This window comes from Kitasatospora sp. NPDC098652, assembly GCF_044760155.1.
GTDB lineage: Bacteria > Actinomycetota > Actinomycetes > Streptomycetales > Streptomycetaceae > Kitasatospora.
In genome coordinates this window covers 102,946-121,217 of the sequence record NZ_JBIWAQ010000017.1, presented here as the reverse complement: position 1 = coordinate 121,217, position 18,272 = coordinate 102,946, and the positions used below count along the sequence as shown (strand labels likewise).

At 72.9% G+C, this 18,272-nt stretch carries 19 protein-coding genes; 9 read left to right on the top strand and 10 right to left on the bottom strand.

The window, feature by feature from the left end; genetic code table 11:
* Positions 1 to 36: 36 nt before the first annotated feature.
* The 3 genes from ACIQWA_RS29920 (at position 37) to ACIQWA_RS29910 (ending at position 3,630) form a co-directional block, all read left to right on the top strand.
* A complete protein-coding gene (locus ACIQWA_RS29920; protein WP_402487765.1) occupies positions 37 to 1,140 on the top strand; it encodes a ricin-type beta-trefoil lectin domain protein in 1,104 nt (367 codons plus the stop codon).
* Between the two features lie 206 nt (positions 1,141 to 1,346).
* Positions 1,347 to 2,663, top strand: a complete 1,317-nt coding sequence (locus ACIQWA_RS29915; protein WP_402487763.1) for a Tim44-like domain-containing protein — start codon at positions 1,347 to 1,349, stop codon at positions 2,661 to 2,663.
* A 49-nt stretch (positions 2,664 to 2,712) separates the two neighbouring features.
* Complete coding sequence (locus ACIQWA_RS29910; RefSeq protein ID WP_402487761.1) at positions 2,713 to 3,630, top strand: alpha/beta fold hydrolase; 918 nt, start codon at positions 2,713 to 2,715, stop codon at positions 3,628 to 3,630.
* An 83-nt stretch (positions 3,631 to 3,713) separates the two neighbouring features.
* Here ACIQWA_RS29910 and ACIQWA_RS29905 read toward each other — a convergent pair whose 3' ends face one another.
* Positions 3,714 to 4,655, bottom strand: coding sequence for a hypothetical protein (locus ACIQWA_RS29905; RefSeq protein WP_402487759.1), 942 nt, complete (start codon positions 4,653 to 4,655; stop codon positions 3,714 to 3,716).
* Between the two features lie 492 nt (positions 4,656 to 5,147).
* Between ACIQWA_RS29905 and ACIQWA_RS29900 the strand changes: the two genes are divergently transcribed.
* Both ACIQWA_RS29900 and ACIQWA_RS29895 read left to right on the top strand, forming a co-directional pair.
* Positions 5,148 to 5,852 (top strand): DUF4232 domain-containing protein, encoded by a 705-nt coding sequence (locus tag ACIQWA_RS29900; protein ID WP_402487758.1) that lies wholly within the window; start codon positions 5,148 to 5,150, stop codon positions 5,850 to 5,852.
* A gap of 141 nt (positions 5,853 to 5,993) precedes the next feature.
* Entirely contained in the window at positions 5,994 to 6,896 is a 903-nt protein-coding gene (locus ACIQWA_RS29895; protein WP_402487756.1) for a hypothetical protein, read from the top strand.
* Positions 6,897 to 6,997: 101 nt separating this feature from the next.
* On the opposite strand, the gene lanL is transcribed toward ACIQWA_RS29895, so the two are convergent.
* The 5 genes from lanL to ACIQWA_RS29870 form a co-directional block, all read right to left on the bottom strand.
* A complete protein-coding gene (gene lanL / locus ACIQWA_RS29890; protein ID WP_402487754.1) occupies positions 6,998 to 9,517 on the bottom strand; it encodes a class IV lanthionine synthetase LanL in 2,520 nt (839 codons plus the stop codon).
* Between the two features lie 2 nt (positions 9,518 to 9,519).
* Positions 9,520 to 9,687 (bottom strand): SflA family class IV lanthipeptide, encoded by a 168-nt coding sequence (locus ACIQWA_RS29885; RefSeq protein WP_402487752.1) that lies wholly within the window; start codon positions 9,685 to 9,687, stop codon positions 9,520 to 9,522.
* Positions 9,688 to 9,898: 211 nt separating this feature from the next.
* On the bottom strand, positions 9,899 to 10,279 hold the full coding sequence (locus ACIQWA_RS29880; protein ID WP_402487751.1) for an HPP family protein: 381 nt from the start codon (positions 10,277 to 10,279) through the stop codon (positions 9,899 to 9,901).
* 138 nt (positions 10,280 to 10,417) lie between these two features.
* Positions 10,418 to 11,977, bottom strand: coding sequence for a DEAD/DEAH box helicase (locus tag ACIQWA_RS29875; RefSeq protein WP_402487749.1), 1,560 nt, complete (start codon positions 11,975 to 11,977; stop codon positions 10,418 to 10,420).
* 369 nt (positions 11,978 to 12,346) lie between these two features.
* Positions 12,347 to 12,550, bottom strand: coding sequence for a cold-shock protein (locus tag ACIQWA_RS29870; protein WP_031068443.1), 204 nt, complete (start codon positions 12,548 to 12,550; stop codon positions 12,347 to 12,349).
* A gap of 257 nt (positions 12,551 to 12,807) precedes the next feature.
* Between ACIQWA_RS29870 and ACIQWA_RS29865 the strand changes: the two genes are divergently transcribed.
* Together ACIQWA_RS29865 and ACIQWA_RS29860 are read left to right on the top strand one after the other, a co-directional pair.
* The gene (locus ACIQWA_RS29865) at positions 12,808 to 13,035 is read left to right on the top strand and encodes a hypothetical protein (protein ID WP_360236768.1); all 228 of its coding nucleotides are present in this window, start codon (positions 12,808 to 12,810) and stop codon (positions 13,033 to 13,035) included.
* A gap of 117 nt (positions 13,036 to 13,152) precedes the next feature.
* Complete coding sequence (locus ACIQWA_RS29860; protein ID WP_360236765.1) at positions 13,153 to 13,515, top strand: hypothetical protein; 363 nt, start codon at positions 13,153 to 13,155, stop codon at positions 13,513 to 13,515.
* A gap of 138 nt (positions 13,516 to 13,653) precedes the next feature.
* On the opposite strand, the gene ACIQWA_RS29855 is transcribed toward ACIQWA_RS29860, so the two are convergent.
* On the bottom strand, positions 13,654 to 14,019 hold the full coding sequence (locus ACIQWA_RS29855; RefSeq protein ID WP_402487746.1) for a hypothetical protein: 366 nt from the start codon (positions 14,017 to 14,019) through the stop codon (positions 13,654 to 13,656).
* A gap of 401 nt (positions 14,020 to 14,420) precedes the next feature.
* Between ACIQWA_RS29855 and ACIQWA_RS29850 the strand changes: the two genes are divergently transcribed.
* Entirely contained in the window at positions 14,421 to 14,624 is a 204-nt protein-coding gene (locus tag ACIQWA_RS29850) for a cold-shock protein (protein WP_360236759.1), read from the top strand.
* A gap of 115 nt (positions 14,625 to 14,739) precedes the next feature.
* On the opposite strand, the gene ACIQWA_RS29845 is transcribed toward ACIQWA_RS29850, so the two are convergent.
* Positions 14,740 to 15,105, bottom strand: coding sequence for a VOC family protein (locus ACIQWA_RS29845; protein ID WP_360236756.1), 366 nt, complete (start codon positions 15,103 to 15,105; stop codon positions 14,740 to 14,742).
* A 118-nt stretch (positions 15,106 to 15,223) separates the two neighbouring features.
* Complete coding sequence (locus ACIQWA_RS29840; protein WP_360236753.1) at positions 15,224 to 15,715, bottom strand: Lrp/AsnC family transcriptional regulator; 492 nt, start codon at positions 15,713 to 15,715, stop codon at positions 15,224 to 15,226.
* Positions 15,716 to 15,899: 184 nt separating this feature from the next.
* On the opposite strand from ACIQWA_RS29840, the gene ACIQWA_RS29835 reads away from it, so the two are divergent.
* Positions 15,900 to 17,555 (top strand): histidine decarboxylase, encoded by a 1,656-nt coding sequence (locus ACIQWA_RS29835; RefSeq protein WP_402487744.1) that lies wholly within the window; start codon positions 15,900 to 15,902, stop codon positions 17,553 to 17,555.
* Between the two features lie 68 nt (positions 17,556 to 17,623).
* On the opposite strand, the gene ACIQWA_RS29830 is transcribed toward ACIQWA_RS29835, so the two are convergent.
* The gene (locus ACIQWA_RS29830; protein WP_360236747.1) at positions 17,624 to 18,127 is read right to left on the bottom strand and encodes an LURP-one-related family protein; all 504 of its coding nucleotides are present in this window, start codon (positions 18,125 to 18,127) and stop codon (positions 17,624 to 17,626) included.
* Positions 18,128 to 18,272 lie beyond the last annotated feature (145 nt).

The following is an 18,272-nucleotide window of genomic DNA, read 5'->3' as shown; positions in this document are numbered from 1 at the left end:
CGCACGTGATACCTGCGCTACGAAAGGAACGCACTGGTGACAACCGAACCATCAAGGCAGAGACGGACCTTCTGGAGGAGGGCCACCGCCGTCGCGGCGGTGCTGTTCGCGGCAGTGGGGCTCATGGCCGCCCCCGCCGCCGCGCGGGAGGAGAGCGGCACGTCGCTCACGGCGCTGATCCAGCTGACCTTCACCAACGTCAGCAACGGCAAACAACTGGATGTCCAGGACGGCAGCTACGACGACAACGCGCCCATCTCCGTCAACTCGGCGCCGGGGTCCGCCACGACGTGGCGCATCAACACGGGCACCAGCCTCGGCTCGGGGTTCGCCATCGCCAACGCCACCACCGGCAAGTGCATGGACCTGACCACCGCCCGCTACCAGCTGCGGCAACAGCCGTGTGACGGGCGCGCGTCCGAGCAGTGGTACTTCCAACCGGTCGCCGGATCGGCGCAGAAGGCGTTCAGGATCCGCCAGGTCGGCGACAACTCCTGCCTGACCGTCCAGATTCCGCCCGCCTTCGACAACTGGGTGTACACCTACCGCTGTGACAACACGCCGTACCAGCAGTGGACACTGCCCGCCGAGCTCTACCAGACGGCGTGGAACATGGCCGTGGACTACGCGGCCGCCCGGTGCAACAAGGACACCGCGACCTGCTCGTGGACCACGAGCAGCCAGACGCCGCCGTTCACGCTGCCGGAGCAGTGCGTCTCCCCGATCTGGTTCAACGACACCTCGACCACGATCCCGTGGGAGTTCTCGCTGAGCACCACCACGGGGTGGAGCAACACCATCGGCTTCAAGCTGGGGGGAAGCCTGAAGGTCGGCGGCACTATCGGACTCGCCAATGTCGCGCTGACGATCAACGGTGAGGTCAACGGCGCGACCACGGTGGACCTCAAGCAGGAGCTGGGCAGCAAGCTGACCGTGAGCGTGCCCCCGCGCCAGTACGGGTGGGTCACGCTGTCCGAACTGGCCACCAAGGCCACCGGAACCTTCACGTTCGACGCCCAGGGCTTCCCGTGGACCGCCGACGACACCATCACCGTGCCCCTCAAGTACGACAACAATGGCGGCGCGAGCATCTACAGCGCACGGACCAGGCCCACGTTCACCAACTGCGCCGGAACGTAGCAGCGCCACCGGGCGCGGGGAGCCGGGCAGGGGGTGTGGTGGCCAGGGCCACCACACCCCCATCGTCGCGTTGGGTGACCGGCCGGGGGCAGGGCGCGAAGGCGTCCGACCGGGCCGACGGCGTGGGCGACGCTGCTTGTAGGCTCGTAGGGAACAGCTCGGATTCTTGAAGGGGGAGCCCGGTGCGCGCCCGTCGGTGGACAACTGTGGTTGCTGGAGTCGTCACGCTGAGCAGCCCGGCGGTCGCGTACGCCCGCGGCGGGGGCGGTAGCCACGGGTTCAGCGGCGGGGGCAGCCATGGTGGTGGGGGCGGTGGCAGCCACGGCAGCGGCTTCCACGGCTCGACCGGCGGCGGCTTCGGTTTCGGTTTCGGAGTCGGGAGCGGCGGCGGGCTCGTCCTCCTGCTGGTGATCGTGGCCGTCCTCCTCCTGGTCCTGTGGATCATGTACCGGCGCCGGAGGACGGCGCAGGCGGTCGGTCTGAACACGGTCTCGGACCGGACGGCGCACCGCGCGGACGAGCAGGCGCGCGAGCGCGCCGCCCAGGTCGGGGCCCGGGTCGACGCCATCGCCGACACGGATGCGACCTTCGACCGCGCCGCGCTCGAGAGCCGGGCCGTCTGGCTCTACGTGACCGCCCAGAACGCCTGGACCCGGCACGACCACGCCACGTTGCAGCAGATCCTGTCCCCGGTGCTCTACGGCAAGTGGGCCGACCAGCTGCGCGACTACGCGTCACGCGGCGAGGTCAACGTCGTGGAGATCGTCTCCGGCCCGGTGGTTGAGCTGGTCGACGTCGCGAATCGCGCGGGCGAGGAGAACGACACCGTCACCTTCCGGGTCACCGCGACGCTCCGGGACTACGTACGCCGCGGCGACGGCGCGGATGCCGTCCGAAAGGACGGCTCGACGCGACCGGTCGAGTACTGGACGCTGCGCAAGAACCGGGCCGGGGAGTGGATCGTGTCGTCGGTGGAGCAGGCGGCCGAGGGCGCGCACCACCTGACCGGTGCCATCGAGACGGACGGCTGGGACCAGAAGGAGGTCGCCCGCGAGGCGGTCCTCGAGGTGGCCGGCCGGACCGCGGTCCAGGGCGCGGGCGACATCCTGTCGCTCACCAACATCTCGTGGAGCACGGATGCCGACACCGCCGTCGGCGATCTGAGCGTGCTCGACGGCCGGTTCGACAAGGCGGTGCTCGAGGTGGCCGTCGAGCGGTTCCTCGAGGAGTGGGTGATGAACGACGGCAGTCTGGACTTCACCTCCGTCCGTACGGTCGACCGAACCGTCATGCGTGACGCCGTCGTCAGGTCCGTCACGGTGCGCTCGCTGGTCTCACGCGAGCCGATCGTCTTCCGCGTCGCGGTCGACGCGGAGGGCGTCTACTACGAGGTCGACCGTCGCACCGAGCAGGTGCTCCGCGGCGACGCACGCGAGCGCCGGCCGATCACCTTCGCGTTCGACCTCCGGCTGGACGACACCTCGACCAAGGCGTGGACCGTGATCGCCACCCGCGTGGAGTAGGGCGTCGAGGAAGCGGGCGTGACGTCAACTGGCATGCGAGCATGGCCGGATGACTGCGAGCATCGAAGAGGCGCCTGAACTGCACCGGGTGACGACACCGGTTCTGGAGATCGCCTACCACCGGACCGGTGGGCGCCGCCGGGAGACCGACGCCCCGGTGATCCTGCTGCACGGCTTCCCCTACGACGTGCGGGCCTACGACGAGGTGGCGCGGCTGCTCGCCGAGGGCGGCCGGGAGGTGCTGGTGCCGTACCTGCGGGGCTTCGGGCCGACCAGGTTCCTGGACGGGGGCACGCCGCGCAGCGGTGAGCAGGCGGCGCTCGGGCAGGACCTGGTGGACTTCATGGACGCGCTGGGGATCGAGCGCGCGGTGGTCGCGGGCTACGACTGGGGTGGGCGGGCGGCCTGCGTCGTGGCGGCCACCAGCCCGGAGCGGGTCCACGGCCTGGTGGCGGCGGGCGGCTACACCGTCCAGGACATCGCGGGTGCGACGGAGCCGGCCGCCCCGGAGGCGGAGCACAACTTCTGGTACCAGTACTACTTCCACTCGGAGCGCGGGCGGCTGGGGCTGGAGCGCAACCGCGAGGAACTGTGCCGGCTGCTCTGGCGGCTGTGGTCGCCGACCTGGGCGGGGGCGGAGGAGGCGTTCGCGGCCTCGGCGGCCAGTCTGCACAATCCGGACTTCGTCGCGGTGACGGTCCACTCCTACCGGCACCGCTACGGACTGGTGGAGGGGGATCCGCGCTACCGGGCGCTGGAGGAGCGGCTGGCGGCCCGGCCGCCGGTCGGGGTTCCGACGGTGGTGCTGGTGGGCGGTGACAACGGGGTGATCGCGTCCGCCGACCAGACCGGCACCGAGCGGTTCACCGGTCCGTGCGAGCTGCGGACCCTGCCCGGGGTGGGGCACAACGTGCCGCAGGAGGCGCCGGAGGCCTTCGCCGAGGCGGTACTGAGCCTGGGCTGCTGAGCCCGTTGGGGTGCTGAGGCCCGGGGTGAGCCGTGAGGGCCGGACGGGCTCCCGTCCGGCCCCCACAGCTCACCGGGCGGCCGTCAGCCGTGCGTCACGCACTTGTTGGCGCTGTTGGACCACAGGCCCTGGAGGTCGAAGGTGCCGGTGCTCAGGGTGACGTAGGCGTCGAGGTTCTGGCACTCGTCGCCGATCTCACCGCCGCCGCCGTTCCAGCCGATGCTGGGCCAGAAGTCGGTGACCGTCTCCGCGTACTCGTGGGTCTCGGTGGACTCGATGCCGGAGAGCAGCCGGCCGTCGGTGAAGGTGGTGCAGGCGCCCGCCCCGGTGTCGGGGATGTACGGCAGGTTGGTGTACGCCAGGTTGCCGTAGGAGCTGCTGGTCTTGTCGTGCCAGGCGCAGAAGCCGGAGTTGGGGAAGCCGTCCGGGTGGGTGCCGGTGGGGGAGACCACCACGTACTGGGCGTTGAGGTTGGGCGCCTGGGTGGTGTTGCCGAAGTGGGCGGCGGCCTTGCCGGCCTCGGCGGCGATCTGGGCGGCGGTGGCGTTGGCCGGGGTGGCGGCGGCGTTGTCGAACCAGACTCCGGCCAGGGGGGAGGAGGCCGGGTGCTGGACGTGGGTGCCCTTGGTGCCGCAGGTGGTGGTGCCCTTGGCGACGCCCTCGCAGTACTGGCTGAGGATGGTGCCCCAGGTGTCCTGGCTGCCGTAGAGGCCCTTGAACATGTTCTGCATGTCGGGCGCGACCCCGGCCGGGTCGGAGGACCACTGGGAGCCCCAGAACACCAGGTACACCTTGGGGGTGGGGGAGACCACGCCCTGGGTGGCGGAGGAGCGGACCGAGAGGGTGTTGCCGGAGGTCGCGGTCGGGCTCTTGGTGGTGGTGCCGGGGTGGAGCGGCTTGGCTCCGAAGTGGGCGGCGGCCGGGGCGGGTTGTGCCTCGGCGCCGGCGGCCAGGGTGGTGGTGCCGAAGGCGGCCAGGGCCAGTGCCGTGAGGGTGTGGGCGGCGGCCTTGAGGGGGATGCGCATGCGTCTGCTCCCGAGTGTGAGGGTGTGGGAGGTTCGTCCGTACGGGCCTGCGGGACACGGGCCTGCGGGCCTGTGGGCCCGCGGGCCGGGTCCGGACACCACATCAACTCGGCCGTCCGTCCGTCCAGATGGTGGGCGCGGGGGCGGGGAACCCTTTGCCGTGCTCATACCAAGTCCTTGTCGCGGCGGCGGCGGCGGCGGGGCTGGGGCGGGGGTGGGACGGCGGCGGAGCACCACCTCCGCCACCGGCACCTACCCCGAACTCCTGCACGGCCACCCGGACTTCCGCCAGCTGGCAGGCCACCACCGGCCGGGCTGACCGATCATCACCGGGTGGGTGTTGTCAACCGGCCCGTCCCCGAACGGGTGTCACAGTCCCGTCCCTGTCATGTCCTGGTGATTGTGACGCCGGGTGTGCCACCGAATACCGGTGGGCCGACGTCCTGTGAAGTGTTCCAGGCAGTCAGCACACACCGTCATCGGGGAGTCGCCATGTCCGTCCGCCACCGTCGTCCGCTGCTCGTCGCCACCGTTCTCGCCGGCGCGGGGCTGGCGTTGACCGCCTGCGGGCCCGACAACACCGACCCGGCCGCCGGGCCGGCGCCCTCCGCGAGCAGCACGGCGGCCGCGAAGCCGACGGCGGGCGGTGCGACCACGGCGGGCGCGCCGACCACGGGTACGGGCTCGCGCCCGGCCACGCACGCGCCGTCCGGCGGCAGCACCAAGTCCGGCTCCGGGGCCGCGGCCGGTGGCCCGTGCGACATCCAGCACCTCTCGATCCACGTGTCGGCCCGCTCCGGGGCGCCCAGCCAGCGGGTGATCGAGGTGCAGAACACCGGCGGGAGCTCCTGCACCCTCAGCTCCTCCCCGGGCGTCGACCTCGGCAACGCCACCGCGCGCGACCGGAGCAAGAACATCAAGCCGATCCTCGCCAGCGGGACCACGCGGTTCACCGTCGCGGCGAGCCAGAAGGCCTACGCGGTGATCGACCTCGACCCGAGCGGCGCCACCACCGGTACCGCCCCCGGCATCGACGAGCTCAACGTGCTGGCCGACGACGAGGGCACCAACATGCCCCTGTCGAGCACCCAGAACTTCCCGCTCGGCGCCGGCGCCAAGGTGCTGGAGCCCAAGATGAGCATCTACCGGGGCACCGTGGCGGAGGCCGTCACCTCCATGACCGCCGCCCCCAACTGAGCGGGACCTGGAGTGCCGGCCGGGGCAGGCCGGGCTCCGGCCCTCGAATCGAGGGTCACCTGACCTGCGGGAACGGCTGGATCGCCGGGCCGAGCCCGGGATCTGGGCGTGTCGGGCGGGCGGACGGGGTACCCGAAGTGCATGGCAGTCTTCCGAAAGCCGGGGCGCTTCAAGTGGGCGGGCCGTTCCGGTCCGGCGCGTCCCGAGCCTGTTCCCCGGTCCGGATCCGGTCCGGAGGGGGGTCTCGCCGAGGGCCTCGCCGAGCTGGTGGAGGAGGCCGAGCGGCCCACCGGGGCCTGGCAGGTCGCCGAGTACCACGCGGAGCGCGGGCGGGGGCGGGCGCTGGTGGCGGGCGTGGCGGGGCGGCTGGGCAGCGGGGGACGGATGGCGGCCCGCGGCGCGGCGCTCGGCGGCAAGGCGCTGGCCGAGCAGCTGGTGCGCACGGCGCCACGGATCCCGGTCCGCGACCTCGCGACGCTGCGCTCCCAGCACCCGGACGCGGCCGACCCCGAGCAGCTGGCCGATCTGCTGGTGTCCGGTGCCACCCGGGCCTCCGCCGCCCTCGGCGCGGGTGTCGGGGCCGCGGCCATGCTGCCGGTGCCGCCCGCGATGCCGCTGGAGATCGCGGCCGAGACGCTGGCGGTGGCGGCCGTGGAGGTGAAGCTGATCGCCGAGCTGCACGAGGTCTACGGCGTCCCGGCGCCGGGCAGTGCCACCCAGCGGGCCGGGGCCTACCTGGGGGCCTGGGCGAACCGCCGGGGGATCGACGCGATGCTGCTCACCCGCCCGGCGGGCTTCGCGGCGCTGGCCCTGGGCGCGGAGGTGCGCCAGCAGGTGCGGCGCCGGCTCACCCGCAGTTGGGTGCGCCGGTTGCCGTCCGTGACCCCGCTGCTGCTGGGCGCGGGCATCGGCGCGACGGTCAACCGGCGGGACACCCGGCGGCTGGCCGGGCAGGTCCGGGACGACCTGCGGTCGCGGCCGCCGACGGACCACGGGTACTGGGCGGCGGCCGGGCCGGCGGTCGAGGGCGAGGTCCTTCCGTGACCCCCTCGCCCGGCACAGGCCGAGCGCCCTCGCCCGGCACAGGCCGAGCGCCCTCGCCCGGGACGGGCCGAGCGGGAGCGTTGACGGTCGGCCGGGCGCGGTCAGTCGAGCAGGCCGAGGCGCGGTCCGCCCCGCTCGTGCAGCCGGCGGAGGAAGCCGAGCACTCCGGCGGAGCCGCCGGCCCAGGTGGCGCTCGGCCGGGCCAGGCCGGCGTCCGGGAACACCGGACGGGACGGCGGGCCGCCGCTGCGGCTCAGCAGGATCGCCGCGACGGTGTCGGCGGCGTCCCAGAACTCCTCGGCCCCGGTACCGCCACCTGAGTCGGTCCCGGAGCCCGACGCGACGGCGACGTCCACCAGCAGCTCGCCGACCCCGGCCAGCCCGCAGCACTGGGTGACCAGCGGCATCCGGGGCGCGAGCGCGGCGCAGGTGCGGGCGGTCTGCCGGGCGAGGTCCAGGTACCCGGGCTCGGCCAGCCGGTCGGCGGCCCGGACCAGCACCGATCCGACCCCGGCCAGGCCCCGGCACCAGGAGCCGTAGCGGCGGGTCGCCCCCGGCGCGGTGGCCCGGGCGATCAGCCCCGGGGTGTCGGCGGCGAGTCGGGCGCAGGCCTGCTCGGCCCGGTGCCGGTCGGCCGGATCGCCGCCGGAACTCCCGTACTCCAGCAGGAAGTAGGCGACGCCAGCGGTGCCGTGCGCCAGGCCCTCGCGCAGTGCGGCACTGCCGGGCGTGTCGGCCCCGGCGGGTGACAGGCGGGCTTGGCCGGTGGCCAGCAGCCGGGCGCACTCGGCGGCGACGGCGAGGTGCCGGTCCCGCCCGGCGGGGTGGGACCGGGCGAGCAGCAGTCGGCCGACGCCGATCCCGGCGACGCCCTCGATCAGGTCGGCCTCGGGCGGTCCGCCGTCCGGACCGCGGGTGGGCAGGTCCTCGCCCCCGCCGACGGGCAATCCGGCCCGGGTGAGGAACAGTTCGACCCCGGTGCGGCCCGAGTAGAACCCCGGGGACAGTCGCCGGGACTGCCCCGCCGTCCACTCCGCCAGCGCCGCCACGGCCTCCGGCACCCCGGGCCGGTGGAGGTGGTGGAGCAGCTCCAGGCCGAGCCCGGCGCTGCCGCCGTAGACGTCGATCGGCGTCGGGACGGCTGCCCGGGCGGCGAGCACCGGGTCGGCGATCCGGTGCGCCTCGGCGACGCAGTACGCGGTGGTGTGCTCGACGACCGCGCGGAGCCGGTCGGGGGTGAGCCGGGTCCGGCGCGGTACCGGCGGGGGTGGAGTCCCGCCAGCCGTGCCACCGCGGAGCCGGGCCGCGCCGGCGGTGCGGACAGCCGGGTCCGGGCTGGTCAACTCGGCGATCAGCGCGCGGAGTTGCCGGTGCTCCCGGCCGGGCAGTGCCCAGGCCAGCCCGGTCAGGGTGCGGTCCCGGTTGACGACGGCGTCGCCGTCGACGATCACCGGGTCCAGCCCGGTGGCGGCGAAGCCGAGGGTCGCGCCCAGGGCGTGGAGGTCGTCGGCGGGCCGCGCGGGTTGCCCGGCCGGGCGCCGCACCGGGTCGCTGTAGCCGGGTGTCGAGCCGTCCGGGCCGGCGCCGTCCAGCGCGCTGATCCCGAAGTCGACCAGGTGGCAGCGGCCTTCGGCGTCCAGCGCGACGTTGTCGGGTTTCAGGTCGCGGACGACCACGCCCCGGCGGTGGATGCCGTCCAGCAGGCGCAGCAGTCGGAGGGCCAGTTCGGCGAGCCGGGCGGCCTCGTACGGGCCGTGCTCCTGGACCTCCCGGCGCAGGTCCCGGTCGCCGCAGCTGGTCATCACCAGGTACTCGTCCGAGCGGTGCCGGAAGGCGTCGAGGGCCCGGGGCACGCCGGGGAGGCCGTCGAGGGCGGTGAGCACCGCCCGCTCGTTGCGCAGCCGGTCGCGGGCGTCCGCGCCGGACTCGTCCTCGGCCACGAAGGCCCGGGCCTGCTTGACCACCACGGGCCGCCCGGTGGTCAGGTCCACCGCCCGGTAGACGTTGCCCTGCGGTTTGCGGGCGATGCCGCCGGTGATCCGATAGCGGCCGCCGCCGAGGCCGGGGGAGTCCTGGGACGGCGCCGCCTTGCGCGGGAACGGGTCCTCGGCCCAGGGCGGGCACCGGTAGGAGCCGGCCGCCAGCCCGTCGAAGGCCCGGCCGTCGGGGCCGACCATGACGGACTCCAGGCGCCCGCCGCGCCCGGTGCGGTAGTCGCCGGTGAAGGGCCCGTACCGGTAGTAGACGGGCGCGTCGGGGTCGACCCGACGGTCGCTCACGACCTGCGGTCCCTGCTGCCCGCGCAGCGCCGCGACCAGTTCCCCGGCCAGCGCGACGGCGGTGCCCGGCGCCGGGTAGACGGTCAGCGCCTTCCCGACCGAAGCGGCGCTCCGGGTGCCGGAGTTGAGCTCCCGCAGCACCTCCGGGCCGCTGGCCCACTTGGCGTGGCAGACGTACCGGGCCAGCACCGGCAGGGCGAGGGCGAGTACGGTGTCGAGCCCGCCGGGGCGGGCCGAGACGTGCAGTTTCCAACCGTGTTCCACCGCCGGCATCCGCGGGTCGTTCAGGTACGACCAGGTCTCGTCGGACCAGCCGCTGCGGCCGGCGATGGAACCGGTCACCGTCAGGAGTTGAAGTCGCAGGCGAAGCGGGTGGTGGCGGTCACCCACGGGTCGGCGAGACACGCCGTGGCCTCGCGGTCGCCGCGGTCGTCGTCCTCGAACGCGATGGTCTCGTCATCGACCAGCAGCGGACCCGCGTCTCGGACCTCGTCGATCATGGTTCCGGGCATGGGAAACCTCCAGATCTTGTGGTGCCTCCGGTGATGGTGCGGGCCGCGGCCCCTGCGGCTGACCGAGCGGGCCGGGATCCCGAAGCACGAAGGTAGGGAGGATCGTTCCGCCTGACAAGGGGTCAGGACGCATCAACTCCACTTCCTGGACACATTCGTGGAGGATCCGTAAACACCGGACGACCGTCCGGCCCAGGCCGCCCCCGAGCGCCTAGAGGCTGAGCAGGCCGACGGCGTGGCCGTCGGGATCGACCACCGGCCAGGTGGTCAGGCCGCGGGCGCTCATGGCGGAGGCCGCGGTGGCGGCGGGCATGTCGGCGGTGGCGAACGGGGCGCGGTCGAAGGCGATGTCACGGACCGGGGTGCGCTCGGTGGACCGGGTGCGGTCCTGGAACGGGGCGAGGTGCCGGCGGGTCAGCAGCCCGGCGCAGCGGCCGTCGTCGTCGCGCACCAGGAGGTGGTCGGCACCGGAGCTGTGCAGGATGTGGATCGCCACGTCGAGCATGACGTCGTCGCTGATCTGCAGCTCGGGGCCGGTCATGAGGTCGCGGACCGTGGTGGTGGTCGCGGGGCGTTCGAGGGTGAGGGCCATCAGGGCTCCGTGGTGTCGTTTCCGCCGGGGCCGGCGGTGGTCGGGGTACTGGCGGCGGGACGGCCGCCGGGGCCGGCCGGGGCCGGACCGTGGGAGCGGTCCGGGCCCGGGCCTGGCTGGGGCGTGTCTGACATGCCCCTAGGCGGCGAGGGCGACGCGCCGGGGTGCCCGGCGGCGGCCGGAGGAGCCCTGGGTGGCGCGGCTCGCTCCGTCGGCGCGGGTGCCGCCGCCGGTGGGGGCGGGGCGGCCGCGGCGGCCGCGGTTGGTGGCCGCGCCGCGGCGGGGGCGTTCGACCACGGGGTCGGCGATGACGACCGGCACGCCGGTGGGGACGCGGGCGCCGGTGATGCGGGCCAGGTCCTCGTCACCGGCGCTCACGCGGGTGGTGACCGGGGTGATCCCGGCGGTGGCCATCAGGCGGGCCGTCTGGCGGCGCTGGCTGGGCAGGACGAGGGTGACGACGGTGCCGGACTCCCCGGCCCGGGCGGTGCGGCCGCCCCGGTGGAGGTAGTCCTTGTGGTCGGTCGGCGGGTCCAGGTTGACGACGAGGTCGAGGCCGTCGACGTGGATGCCCCGGGCCGCGACGTTGGTGGCGATCAGCGCGGTGACCTGGCCGGTGCGGAACTGCTCCAGGGTCCGGGTGCGCTGGGGCTGGGACTTGCCGCCGTGCAGGGCCGCGGCCTTGACCCCGTTGGCGAGCAGGTCCTCCACCAGCGCGTCGGCGCGGTCCCGGGTGTCGGTGAACATGATCACCCCGCCGTCGCGGGAGGCGATGTGGGCGATCGTGGCGTCCTTGTCGAAGTTCTGCACGTGCAGCACGTGGTGCTCCATGGTGCTGACCGCCGCGGCGGACGGGTCCACCGAGTGGGTGACCGGGTCCTTGAGGAAGGTCCGCACGAGGCGGTCGACGTTGCGGTCCAGGGTGGCGGAGAACAGCATCGTCTGACCGCCTTCGGCGACCTGTTCCAGCAGTTCGGTGACCTGCGGCAGGAAGCCCATGTCGGCCATCTGGTCGGCCTCGTCGAGGACGGTGACGCCGACCCCGTCGAGCTGGCAGTCGCCGCGCTGGATCAGGTCCTTGAGGCGGCCGGGGGTGGCCACCACGACCTCCGCCCCGCGGTTGAGCGCCTGCGCCTGGCGGCCGATCGACATCCCGCCCACCACGGTCACCATCCGCAGCCGCAGCGCGTGCGCGAACGGGGTGAGCGCGTCGGTGACCTGCTGGGCGAGCTCGCGGGTGGGGACCAGCACCAGGGCCAGCGGGCGGCGCGGCTCGGCGCGTCGGCCGGCGATGCGGGCCAGCACGGCGAGGCCGAACGCGATGGTCTTGCCGGAGCCCGTCCGACCACGTCCGAGGACGTCCCGTCCGGCCAGCGAGTTGGGCAGCGTCGCGGCCTGGATCGGGAACGGAGTGGTGAGGCCCTGGCGGGTCAGCACCGACAGCAGTGCCTTGGGCATGTCCAGCTCGGCGAAGGACTCGACGGCCGGGAGCGCCGGGGTGGTGCTCACCGGCATCGCGAACTCGCCCTGCGGAGAAGGACTCTGGCGGGCGCTACGGCCGCGGGCGGGCCGGTCTCCGTAGAAGGAGCTGCCGCCGGAGCGGGAGGACGAGGAGGAGCGGGAGTATGCCGAGGACCGGGAGGACGCCGAGGAGCGGGAGTTGGCGTTCTGGTACGAGGAGCGACTGGAGCGGTTCATGTGAGACCTTCCTGGGGCGGCACGTCGCGAGGAAGCTCCGCAGCGCGAGGCGCCGGCAGGAGGCCACAAGGAACGGGCCGAAAGTGTGGAGAGCGGGGCGTGGACGGTGGAACCGTGCGGCACGTCACCTACGGTCGGCGCTCGCCGCGGAGGGCGGGAGCGGAGAACCTCGAACCGTGAGCTGTCACGGCGGGGCGGCGATCCGGACGCGGCGCTGGGCGTCTCGCGTGGGGACGGCCGCCGGGTGGCGGGGCCAGGGGGCCGGAAACAGCCGGGGAAGCGCGTCGTGGCGCAATGCCGAGGGGCCCGCACCGGGCATCATGTACGCGGTGCGGGCCCCTCGCTACCAGGCGGGTGCCGTGGCAGAAACTACAGCGGACGAATGTTCTCGGCCTGCGGGCCCTTCTGACCCTGCGTGACGTCGAACTCGACCTTCTGGCCCTCGAGCAGCTCACGGAAGCCGTTGGCGTTGATGTTCGAGTAGTGGGCGAAGACGTCCGGGCCGCCGCCGTCCTGCTCGATGAAGCCGAAGCCCTTTTCCGCGTTGAACCACTTCACAGTGCCATTAGCCATAAAAAAATCTCCTTCAAGGGGCTGTCCGAAGCGTGCACAGCGCGCGCTTCGAGTCGCCGCGATGAGCACCCACCCGGGAAAGACCCGGGAAACAAAAATGCGCCTGCGAAACATCAGCAGGCGCACACAAAGTTCATGGGAACCACTACTGCAACTGGAACGAGCCTAGCAGGCTTGGGCCCGCCGTGGGGGGATGACTTCGTAACCGGGTGCGCCGAAACGGCCCGGCCGCGCGTTTTCGGCGCATACTGCAGGCAATGACGAAATCTGCAGCAGTCCGCCGCGTCCTGCCCGCCAGTCCCTTCAAAGCCCGGACCGAAGCCCCGCGCAAGCACTTCGCCGTCGGTGACCGCGTGACCCACGACACCTACGGCCTCGGCTGGGCCATCGGCGTCGAGGGTGACAGTGACATCGCGGTACTCGTCGACTTCGGAACGCGACGGGAACGCATCACCCAGCCGTACACCACGATGTTCAAGCTCTGACCCGGCGGCGCGGCAGCGCTCGCGGGCGCGCCGCCGCACCGCGAGCGCTGCCGGAAACCGCCGTGGCCGCCAGGCCGCCCCTGGGCGCCGCGGCGGCATTGTCGTAGCCTGGGGCGCATGTCGAACCCCGACGGGCTGCTCGTCGACATCGCCGCGATGGTCGAGTCCGAGCACAGCAACCAGATGTCCCTGACCGTGGTGGTCCCCGGAGCCGTGATCACCGGCCGGCTCGCGCCGGTGACCTTGTGGCTGGAGCGGGTGGCGGAGGTCCTCGAGGCCTCGGAACACCTGAAGCCGTTCGCCGCCCTCTTCGCCCCACCCGCCGACGGCGCGCCCGAACGGCCCACCCATCTGCACCTCCATCGGGCGAAGATCCTCCAGGGTGACTTCGGGCTTCCCCACACCGGTGGCATGTACCGCATCGCCATCGAGGACGTCAGCAGTTGGACGGTCGGGGACCTCAGCTATTCCGACTCCTGACAGCCACGGTGGGCGAAGCGGCCGCCAGGCTCGGCGCCCGGGTCTCCCCGGTCGGCGGCCTGGCGGCCGCTCGCGCTTGCGGCCGCTCGCCCTTGCGGCGCGGCGGATCTGACGCCAGGCCGGGCGCACGTCACCCGGTCAGGGCCGGTCCGTGGCCTGCGGCGGGCTCCCCGGCCACACTTCGAACGCCTGTGAGAATCCCGTCGGCGGTCCGGCGCGGAAGCGGGCACGGATCAGCGCCTCGACCTTGACGACGGCGTCGGCCCGGCCGCTGAGTTCCACTTTCACCGCGTCGGTGCCGGCCTCGGCGAGGGCGACCGGGCGGGCGGGGGCTTCCTCGACCGGCGCCGACGTGTCCACCTGCCAGCGGGTGCGGACGACCTGATCGGCGGGTGAGACGTAGTCCCCCGCGCCGCCGGGGCCGGGGACGGTGGTCAGCCGGAACGACTGCCCGACGGTGTCCGCGACCACGTTCGCCGCGGCGGGCGCGCCGGAGATCGACATGTGCGCCATGGCACTCGGTTCCCGTGTGCCACCGGTACTGGTCATCGCTCTCCTCCGAGGTCGGCTTCCCTCCCAGGGTGTGCCGGTGCCAGGCCCCGCGCATCCGTTCGGCGGAGGAGAGCCCCGTTCGGGTCCGCGGGCACCGGCGGCTCGACGCGCCCGGGGTGCGTAGGGGTGCGTACGGGTGGCAGGGATGTGCCGCCGCGTGTCCGGTGCGCGGTTCCCTGGCAGGGGGAGCCCCCGCGGTGTAACGTTTTGATCAAGCAGTCGTGGTTCCGAAGTTCTCGCCCGCGGTTACGTGCCGTGGGCGTTTTTGCTGTTTCGACGCCTCTCCGGACCAGGGCGATCACCTCCGGGCCCGCATCGGCGGGACCCGGTCAGTTCCCGTGAAGGAGGAGCGCATGGCTACCGGCACTGTGAAGTGGTTCAACGCGGAGAAGGGCTTCGGTTTCATCGAGCAGGACGGCGGCGGCCCCGACGTGTTCGCCCACTACTCGAACATCGACGCCCAGGGCTTCCGTGAACTCCAGGAGGGCCAGAAGGTGTCCTTCGACATCGTGCAGGGCCAGAAGGGCCCGCAGGCCGAGCACATCCGCCCGGCCTGACCTCGGCACCTGAGCGGGTGCCCCGCACGTACCCACGTGCGGGGCACCCGTGCGTCTGCGCCGGATCGTCGGCCGTCACGGGCCCCGCGACCGGCCGTAGGGCCGAACCGCCGTGCTACCGCGGCGACATGACTTCGTAGAGGTTCCCGGCGTCATCGGTGAAGTACAGCCCGCGGGCGCACAGCGGGTGGTCGGTCCGGCCGTTGTCGGGCTCGCGGGGATCGTCGCCGTACGGCACCCCGGCGGCCCGTAGCCGGTCGAGTATCCCGTCGAAGGTCTCCGGGTCCACGTCGAAGGCCAGGTGGTGGCCGGACGGGTCCTCCGTCGTCAGGAAGTCCAGCGTCAGCGAGTCGTTCACCCGCACCGGCGCGAAGTGCCGGTCGGGGCCGGGGTAGTCCAGGCCCATGACGGAGGCGAAGAAGCGCGCCGCCGCCTCGTTGTCGACGGCCGGGACGATGGTGTGGTTCAGCGAGATGGGCATGTTCCGCCTTCCTGGGGCGACTGGTCGTCAGGGTGTCGAGTCCTACTACGCCGCCAGGGCGGGATCGGTTGCCTCCGTACGAACTGACGGTCCGTCGGGCGGGCGCGCGGGCCGGCCGTCAGGGGCCGGGGGCGAGGTAGCGGCGGCCCGGTATCTGTTCGAAGATCAGGTTGGTGCGGGTCTGGGCCACCGCGGGGTGGGTGGTGAGGTGGTCGACGACGAAGTCGCGCAGGGACTCGGGCCCGGCGACGCCGACGTGCAGCAGGTAGTCGTCCGAGCCGGCCATGTGGAAGACGGCGAGGACGCCGGGCAGGTCGGGGGCGGTGCTGCGGAAGCTCTCGTTCTGCTCCCGGGTGTGGGCGCGCAGTCGCACCGAGATCATCGCCTGGAGCGGCAGGCCGATCGCGGCCGGGTCGAGTTCGGCCCGGAAGCCGCGGATGATGCCGCGCTCCTGGAGGGCGCGGACCCGGGCCAGGCAGGTGGAGGGGGCGATGCCGACGGCGGCCGCGAGGGCGTTGTTCGGGAGGCGGGCGTTGTCGGCCAGGGCGCGGACGATCGCCCGGTCGACGTCGTCGAGGGCTGCCCGCCGGGCCTGCGGATTGTTCGGCATGCCTGCCAGGATCCCAGCCCGTTCCGCAGATTCGCAAACCTGATCGACCTGGCACCGAATGTTCTTCGGAAGGGCTTTCCCCGGGTGCCCAAAAGTTCCATCCTTACCGACGGTCCTCCCCGGCACCCAGGGTGACGGTGGCGACCTCCCGCCGTCGTCCCCGCACCTCCGGAGCGTCCCGCCCATGAGCCCGACCGCCTTCCCCGCCGCCGCGACCGCCGTCGACCCCGGTCCGGAGCTGGACGGCGGCGACTTCGCCCTCCCCGAGGGCGGCCTGGACGAGGCCGGGCGGCTGCGCGCGCTCGACGCCGTGGACGAGTACCTGACCCGCAAGCGCAAGCACCTGGTCGGCTACCAGGCCACCCAGGACATGCAGGGCACCGCGCTGGACCTCGCCCGGTTCCTGCCGAACAACATCAACAACCTCGGCGACCCGTTCCAGAGCGGCGGCTACAAGCCCAACACCAAGGTCGTCGAGCGGGCCGTGCTCGACTACTACGCCAGGCTCTGGCACGCCGAGCGCCCGCACGACCCGGCCGATCCGGAGTCCTACTGGGGCTACATGCTGTCCATGGGCTCCACCGAGGGCAACATGTACGCGCTGTGGAACGCCCGGGACTACCTGAGCGGCAAGGCGCTGATCCAGCCGCCGACCGAGCCCCTGGACGCCGTGCGCTACGTCAAGGCCGACCCCGACCGGCGGAACCCGAACGCCCACCACCCGGTGGCGTTCTACTCCGAGGACACCCACTACTCCTTCGCCAAGGCCGTCGCCGTGCTGGGCGTGGAGACCTTCCACGCCGTCGGCCTGGAGAAGTACCCGGACGAGTGCCCGCTGGTCGACCCGGTGACCGGCCGCCGCGACTGGCCCACCGAGGTGCCGTCCCGCCCGGGCCCGTCCGGCCTGTCCTGGGACGGCACCGGCGAGATAGACGTCGACGCCCTCGCCGTCCTGGTGGAGTTCTTCGCCGCCAAGGGGCACCCGGTCTTCGTCAACCTCAACCTCGGCAGCACCTTCAAGGGCGCCCACGACGACGTCCGCGCGGTCTGCGAGCGGCTGCTGCCGATCTTCGAGCGGCACGGGCTGGTGCGGCGCGAGGTCGTCTACGGCAGCTGCGAGCGGACCGGGCGCCCGCTGGTCGACGTGCGCCGCGGCTTCTGGATCCACGTGGACGGGGCGCTCGGCGCCGGCTACGCGCCGTTCCTGCGGATGGCTGCCCAGGACCCGCAGGCGTACGGCTGGACGCCCGAGGCGGAGCTGCCCGAGTTCGACTTCGGACTGCGGCTGCCCACCGCCGGGCACGGCGAGCTGGACATGGTCTCCTCGATCGCGATGAGCGGCCACAAGTGGGCCGGCGCGCCCTGGCCGTGCGGCATCTACATGACCAAGGTGAAGTACCAGATCTCGCCGCCGTCCCAGCCCGACTACATCGGTGCGCCGGACACCACCTTCGCCGGCTCCCGCAACGGGTTCTCCCCGCTGGTCCTCTGGGACCACCTGTCCCGGTACTCCTACCGCGACCAGGTCGGCCGGATCCGCGAGGCCCAGGAGCTCGCCGCCTACCTGGAGCGGCGCCTGGTCGCCATGGAGCGGGAGCTCGGCGTCGAGCTCTGGCCGGCCCGCACCCCGGGCGCGGTCACCGTGCGGTTCCGCAAGCCGAGCCCGGAGCTGGTGGCCAAGTGGTCGCTGTCCTCCCAGGACGTGGTGATGGTCCCGGGCGACGAGAGCACGCGGCGCAGCTATGTGCACGTCTTCGTGATGCCTTCGGTGGACCGGGCCAAGCTGGACGCCCTGCTCGCCGAACTCGCCGAGGACCGGGTGGTGCTGGGCGCCTCCTGACGGAGGGCGTCGTCGGAGCCGAATCCGTTGTCGGAGCTGAGGGCGGCCGTCGGAGCTGAGGGCGGCCGTCAGAGGTTGGTCAGCCGGTCACCCTTGGCGTCCTGGAGCACGTGGTCGACGCAGACCGCGAGGACGACCAGCAGCAGGGCGTCCCGCTGCTCCAGGACGTCGACGGCGTAGGCGTCGCGGACGGTGAACCAGCGCCGGGAGACGTGCGCCAGGGTGGTGCCCTCGTGCTGGATGTCGAACTCGCGGTCCCACAGGTTGCCGTTGACCCGCAGCCGGCGGCCGTCGCCGAGGCGGACCTTGAAGCGGTCGCCGAAGAGCGTGAACATCTTCTTGCTGATCTTGGCGGTCGGCTGGCCGTTCTGCTTGATCAGCAGGGTGTGGTGGATCGTGAAGGCCTTGCGGACGATGCTCGCGACGTGCTCGCCGCGGGTGTCCTCCAGGGCGAAGGTGCGGCGCAGCCGGAAGAACTTCCGGTTCACGCGGTAGAGCTTCTCCCGGTGCTCGGTCTCTATCCAGGCCTCTTCGTGGAAGGCGAACATGCGGTCGCGGACCAGGTAGCGCACTGTGGGTCCCCCCGTGGTGGTGCCGCCGGCCCCCGTGGCGCGGCGCGGCCCAGAGCGTAGCGGCCGGTCAGCGCGGGGGAGGGGCGGGGGGTGGCGGCTTTACCGGTCCGCTACCGGGTTGCGACGATCCGCCGACGCGGCGGTG

What these genes read in the sequence shown, in the direction of transcription:
- ACIQWA_RS29910 (WP_402487761.1), top strand. Translation starts at nt 2,713, where the DNA reads ATGACTGCGAGCATCGAAGAGGCGCCTGAACTGCACCGGGTGACGACA.
- ACIQWA_RS29905 (WP_402487759.1), bottom strand. Translation starts at nt 4,655, where the DNA reads ATGCGCATCCCCCTCAAGGCCGCCGCCCACACCCTCACGGCACTGGCC.
- ACIQWA_RS29900 (WP_402487758.1), top strand. Translation starts at nt 5,148, where the DNA reads ATGTCCGTCCGCCACCGTCGTCCGCTGCTCGTCGCCACCGTTCTCGCC.
- ACIQWA_RS29895 (WP_402487756.1), top strand. Translation starts at nt 5,994, where the DNA reads ATGGCAGTCTTCCGAAAGCCGGGGCGCTTCAAGTGGGCGGGCCGTTCC.
- ACIQWA_RS29885 (WP_402487752.1), bottom strand. Translation starts at nt 9,687, where the DNA reads ATGCCCGGAACCATGATCGACGAGGTCCGAGACGCGGGTCCGCTGCTG.
- ACIQWA_RS29880 (WP_402487751.1), bottom strand. Translation starts at nt 10,279, where the DNA reads ATGGCCCTCACCCTCGAACGCCCCGCGACCACCACCACGGTCCGCGAC.
- ACIQWA_RS29875 (WP_402487749.1), bottom strand. Translation starts at nt 11,977, where the DNA reads ATGAACCGCTCCAGTCGCTCCTCGTACCAGAACGCCAACTCCCGCTCC.
- ACIQWA_RS29870 (WP_031068443.1), bottom strand. Translation starts at nt 12,550, where the DNA reads ATGGCTAATGGCACTGTGAAGTGGTTCAACGCGGAAAAGGGCTTCGGC.
- ACIQWA_RS29865 (WP_360236768.1), top strand. Translation starts at nt 12,808, where the DNA reads ATGACGAAATCTGCAGCAGTCCGCCGCGTCCTGCCCGCCAGTCCCTTC.
- ACIQWA_RS29860 (WP_360236765.1), top strand. Translation starts at nt 13,153, where the DNA reads ATGTCGAACCCCGACGGGCTGCTCGTCGACATCGCCGCGATGGTCGAG.
- ACIQWA_RS29855 (WP_402487746.1), bottom strand. Translation starts at nt 14,019, where the DNA reads ATGTCGATCTCCGGCGCGCCCGCCGCGGCGAACGTGGTCGCGGACACC.
- ACIQWA_RS29850 (WP_360236759.1), top strand. Translation starts at nt 14,421, where the DNA reads ATGGCTACCGGCACTGTGAAGTGGTTCAACGCGGAGAAGGGCTTCGGT.
- ACIQWA_RS29845 (WP_360236756.1), bottom strand. Translation starts at nt 15,105, where the DNA reads ATGCCCATCTCGCTGAACCACACCATCGTCCCGGCCGTCGACAACGAG.
- ACIQWA_RS29840 (WP_360236753.1), bottom strand. Translation starts at nt 15,715, where the DNA reads ATGCCGAACAATCCGCAGGCCCGGCGGGCAGCCCTCGACGACGTCGAC.
- ACIQWA_RS29835 (WP_402487744.1), top strand. Translation starts at nt 15,900, where the DNA reads ATGAGCCCGACCGCCTTCCCCGCCGCCGCGACCGCCGTCGACCCCGGT.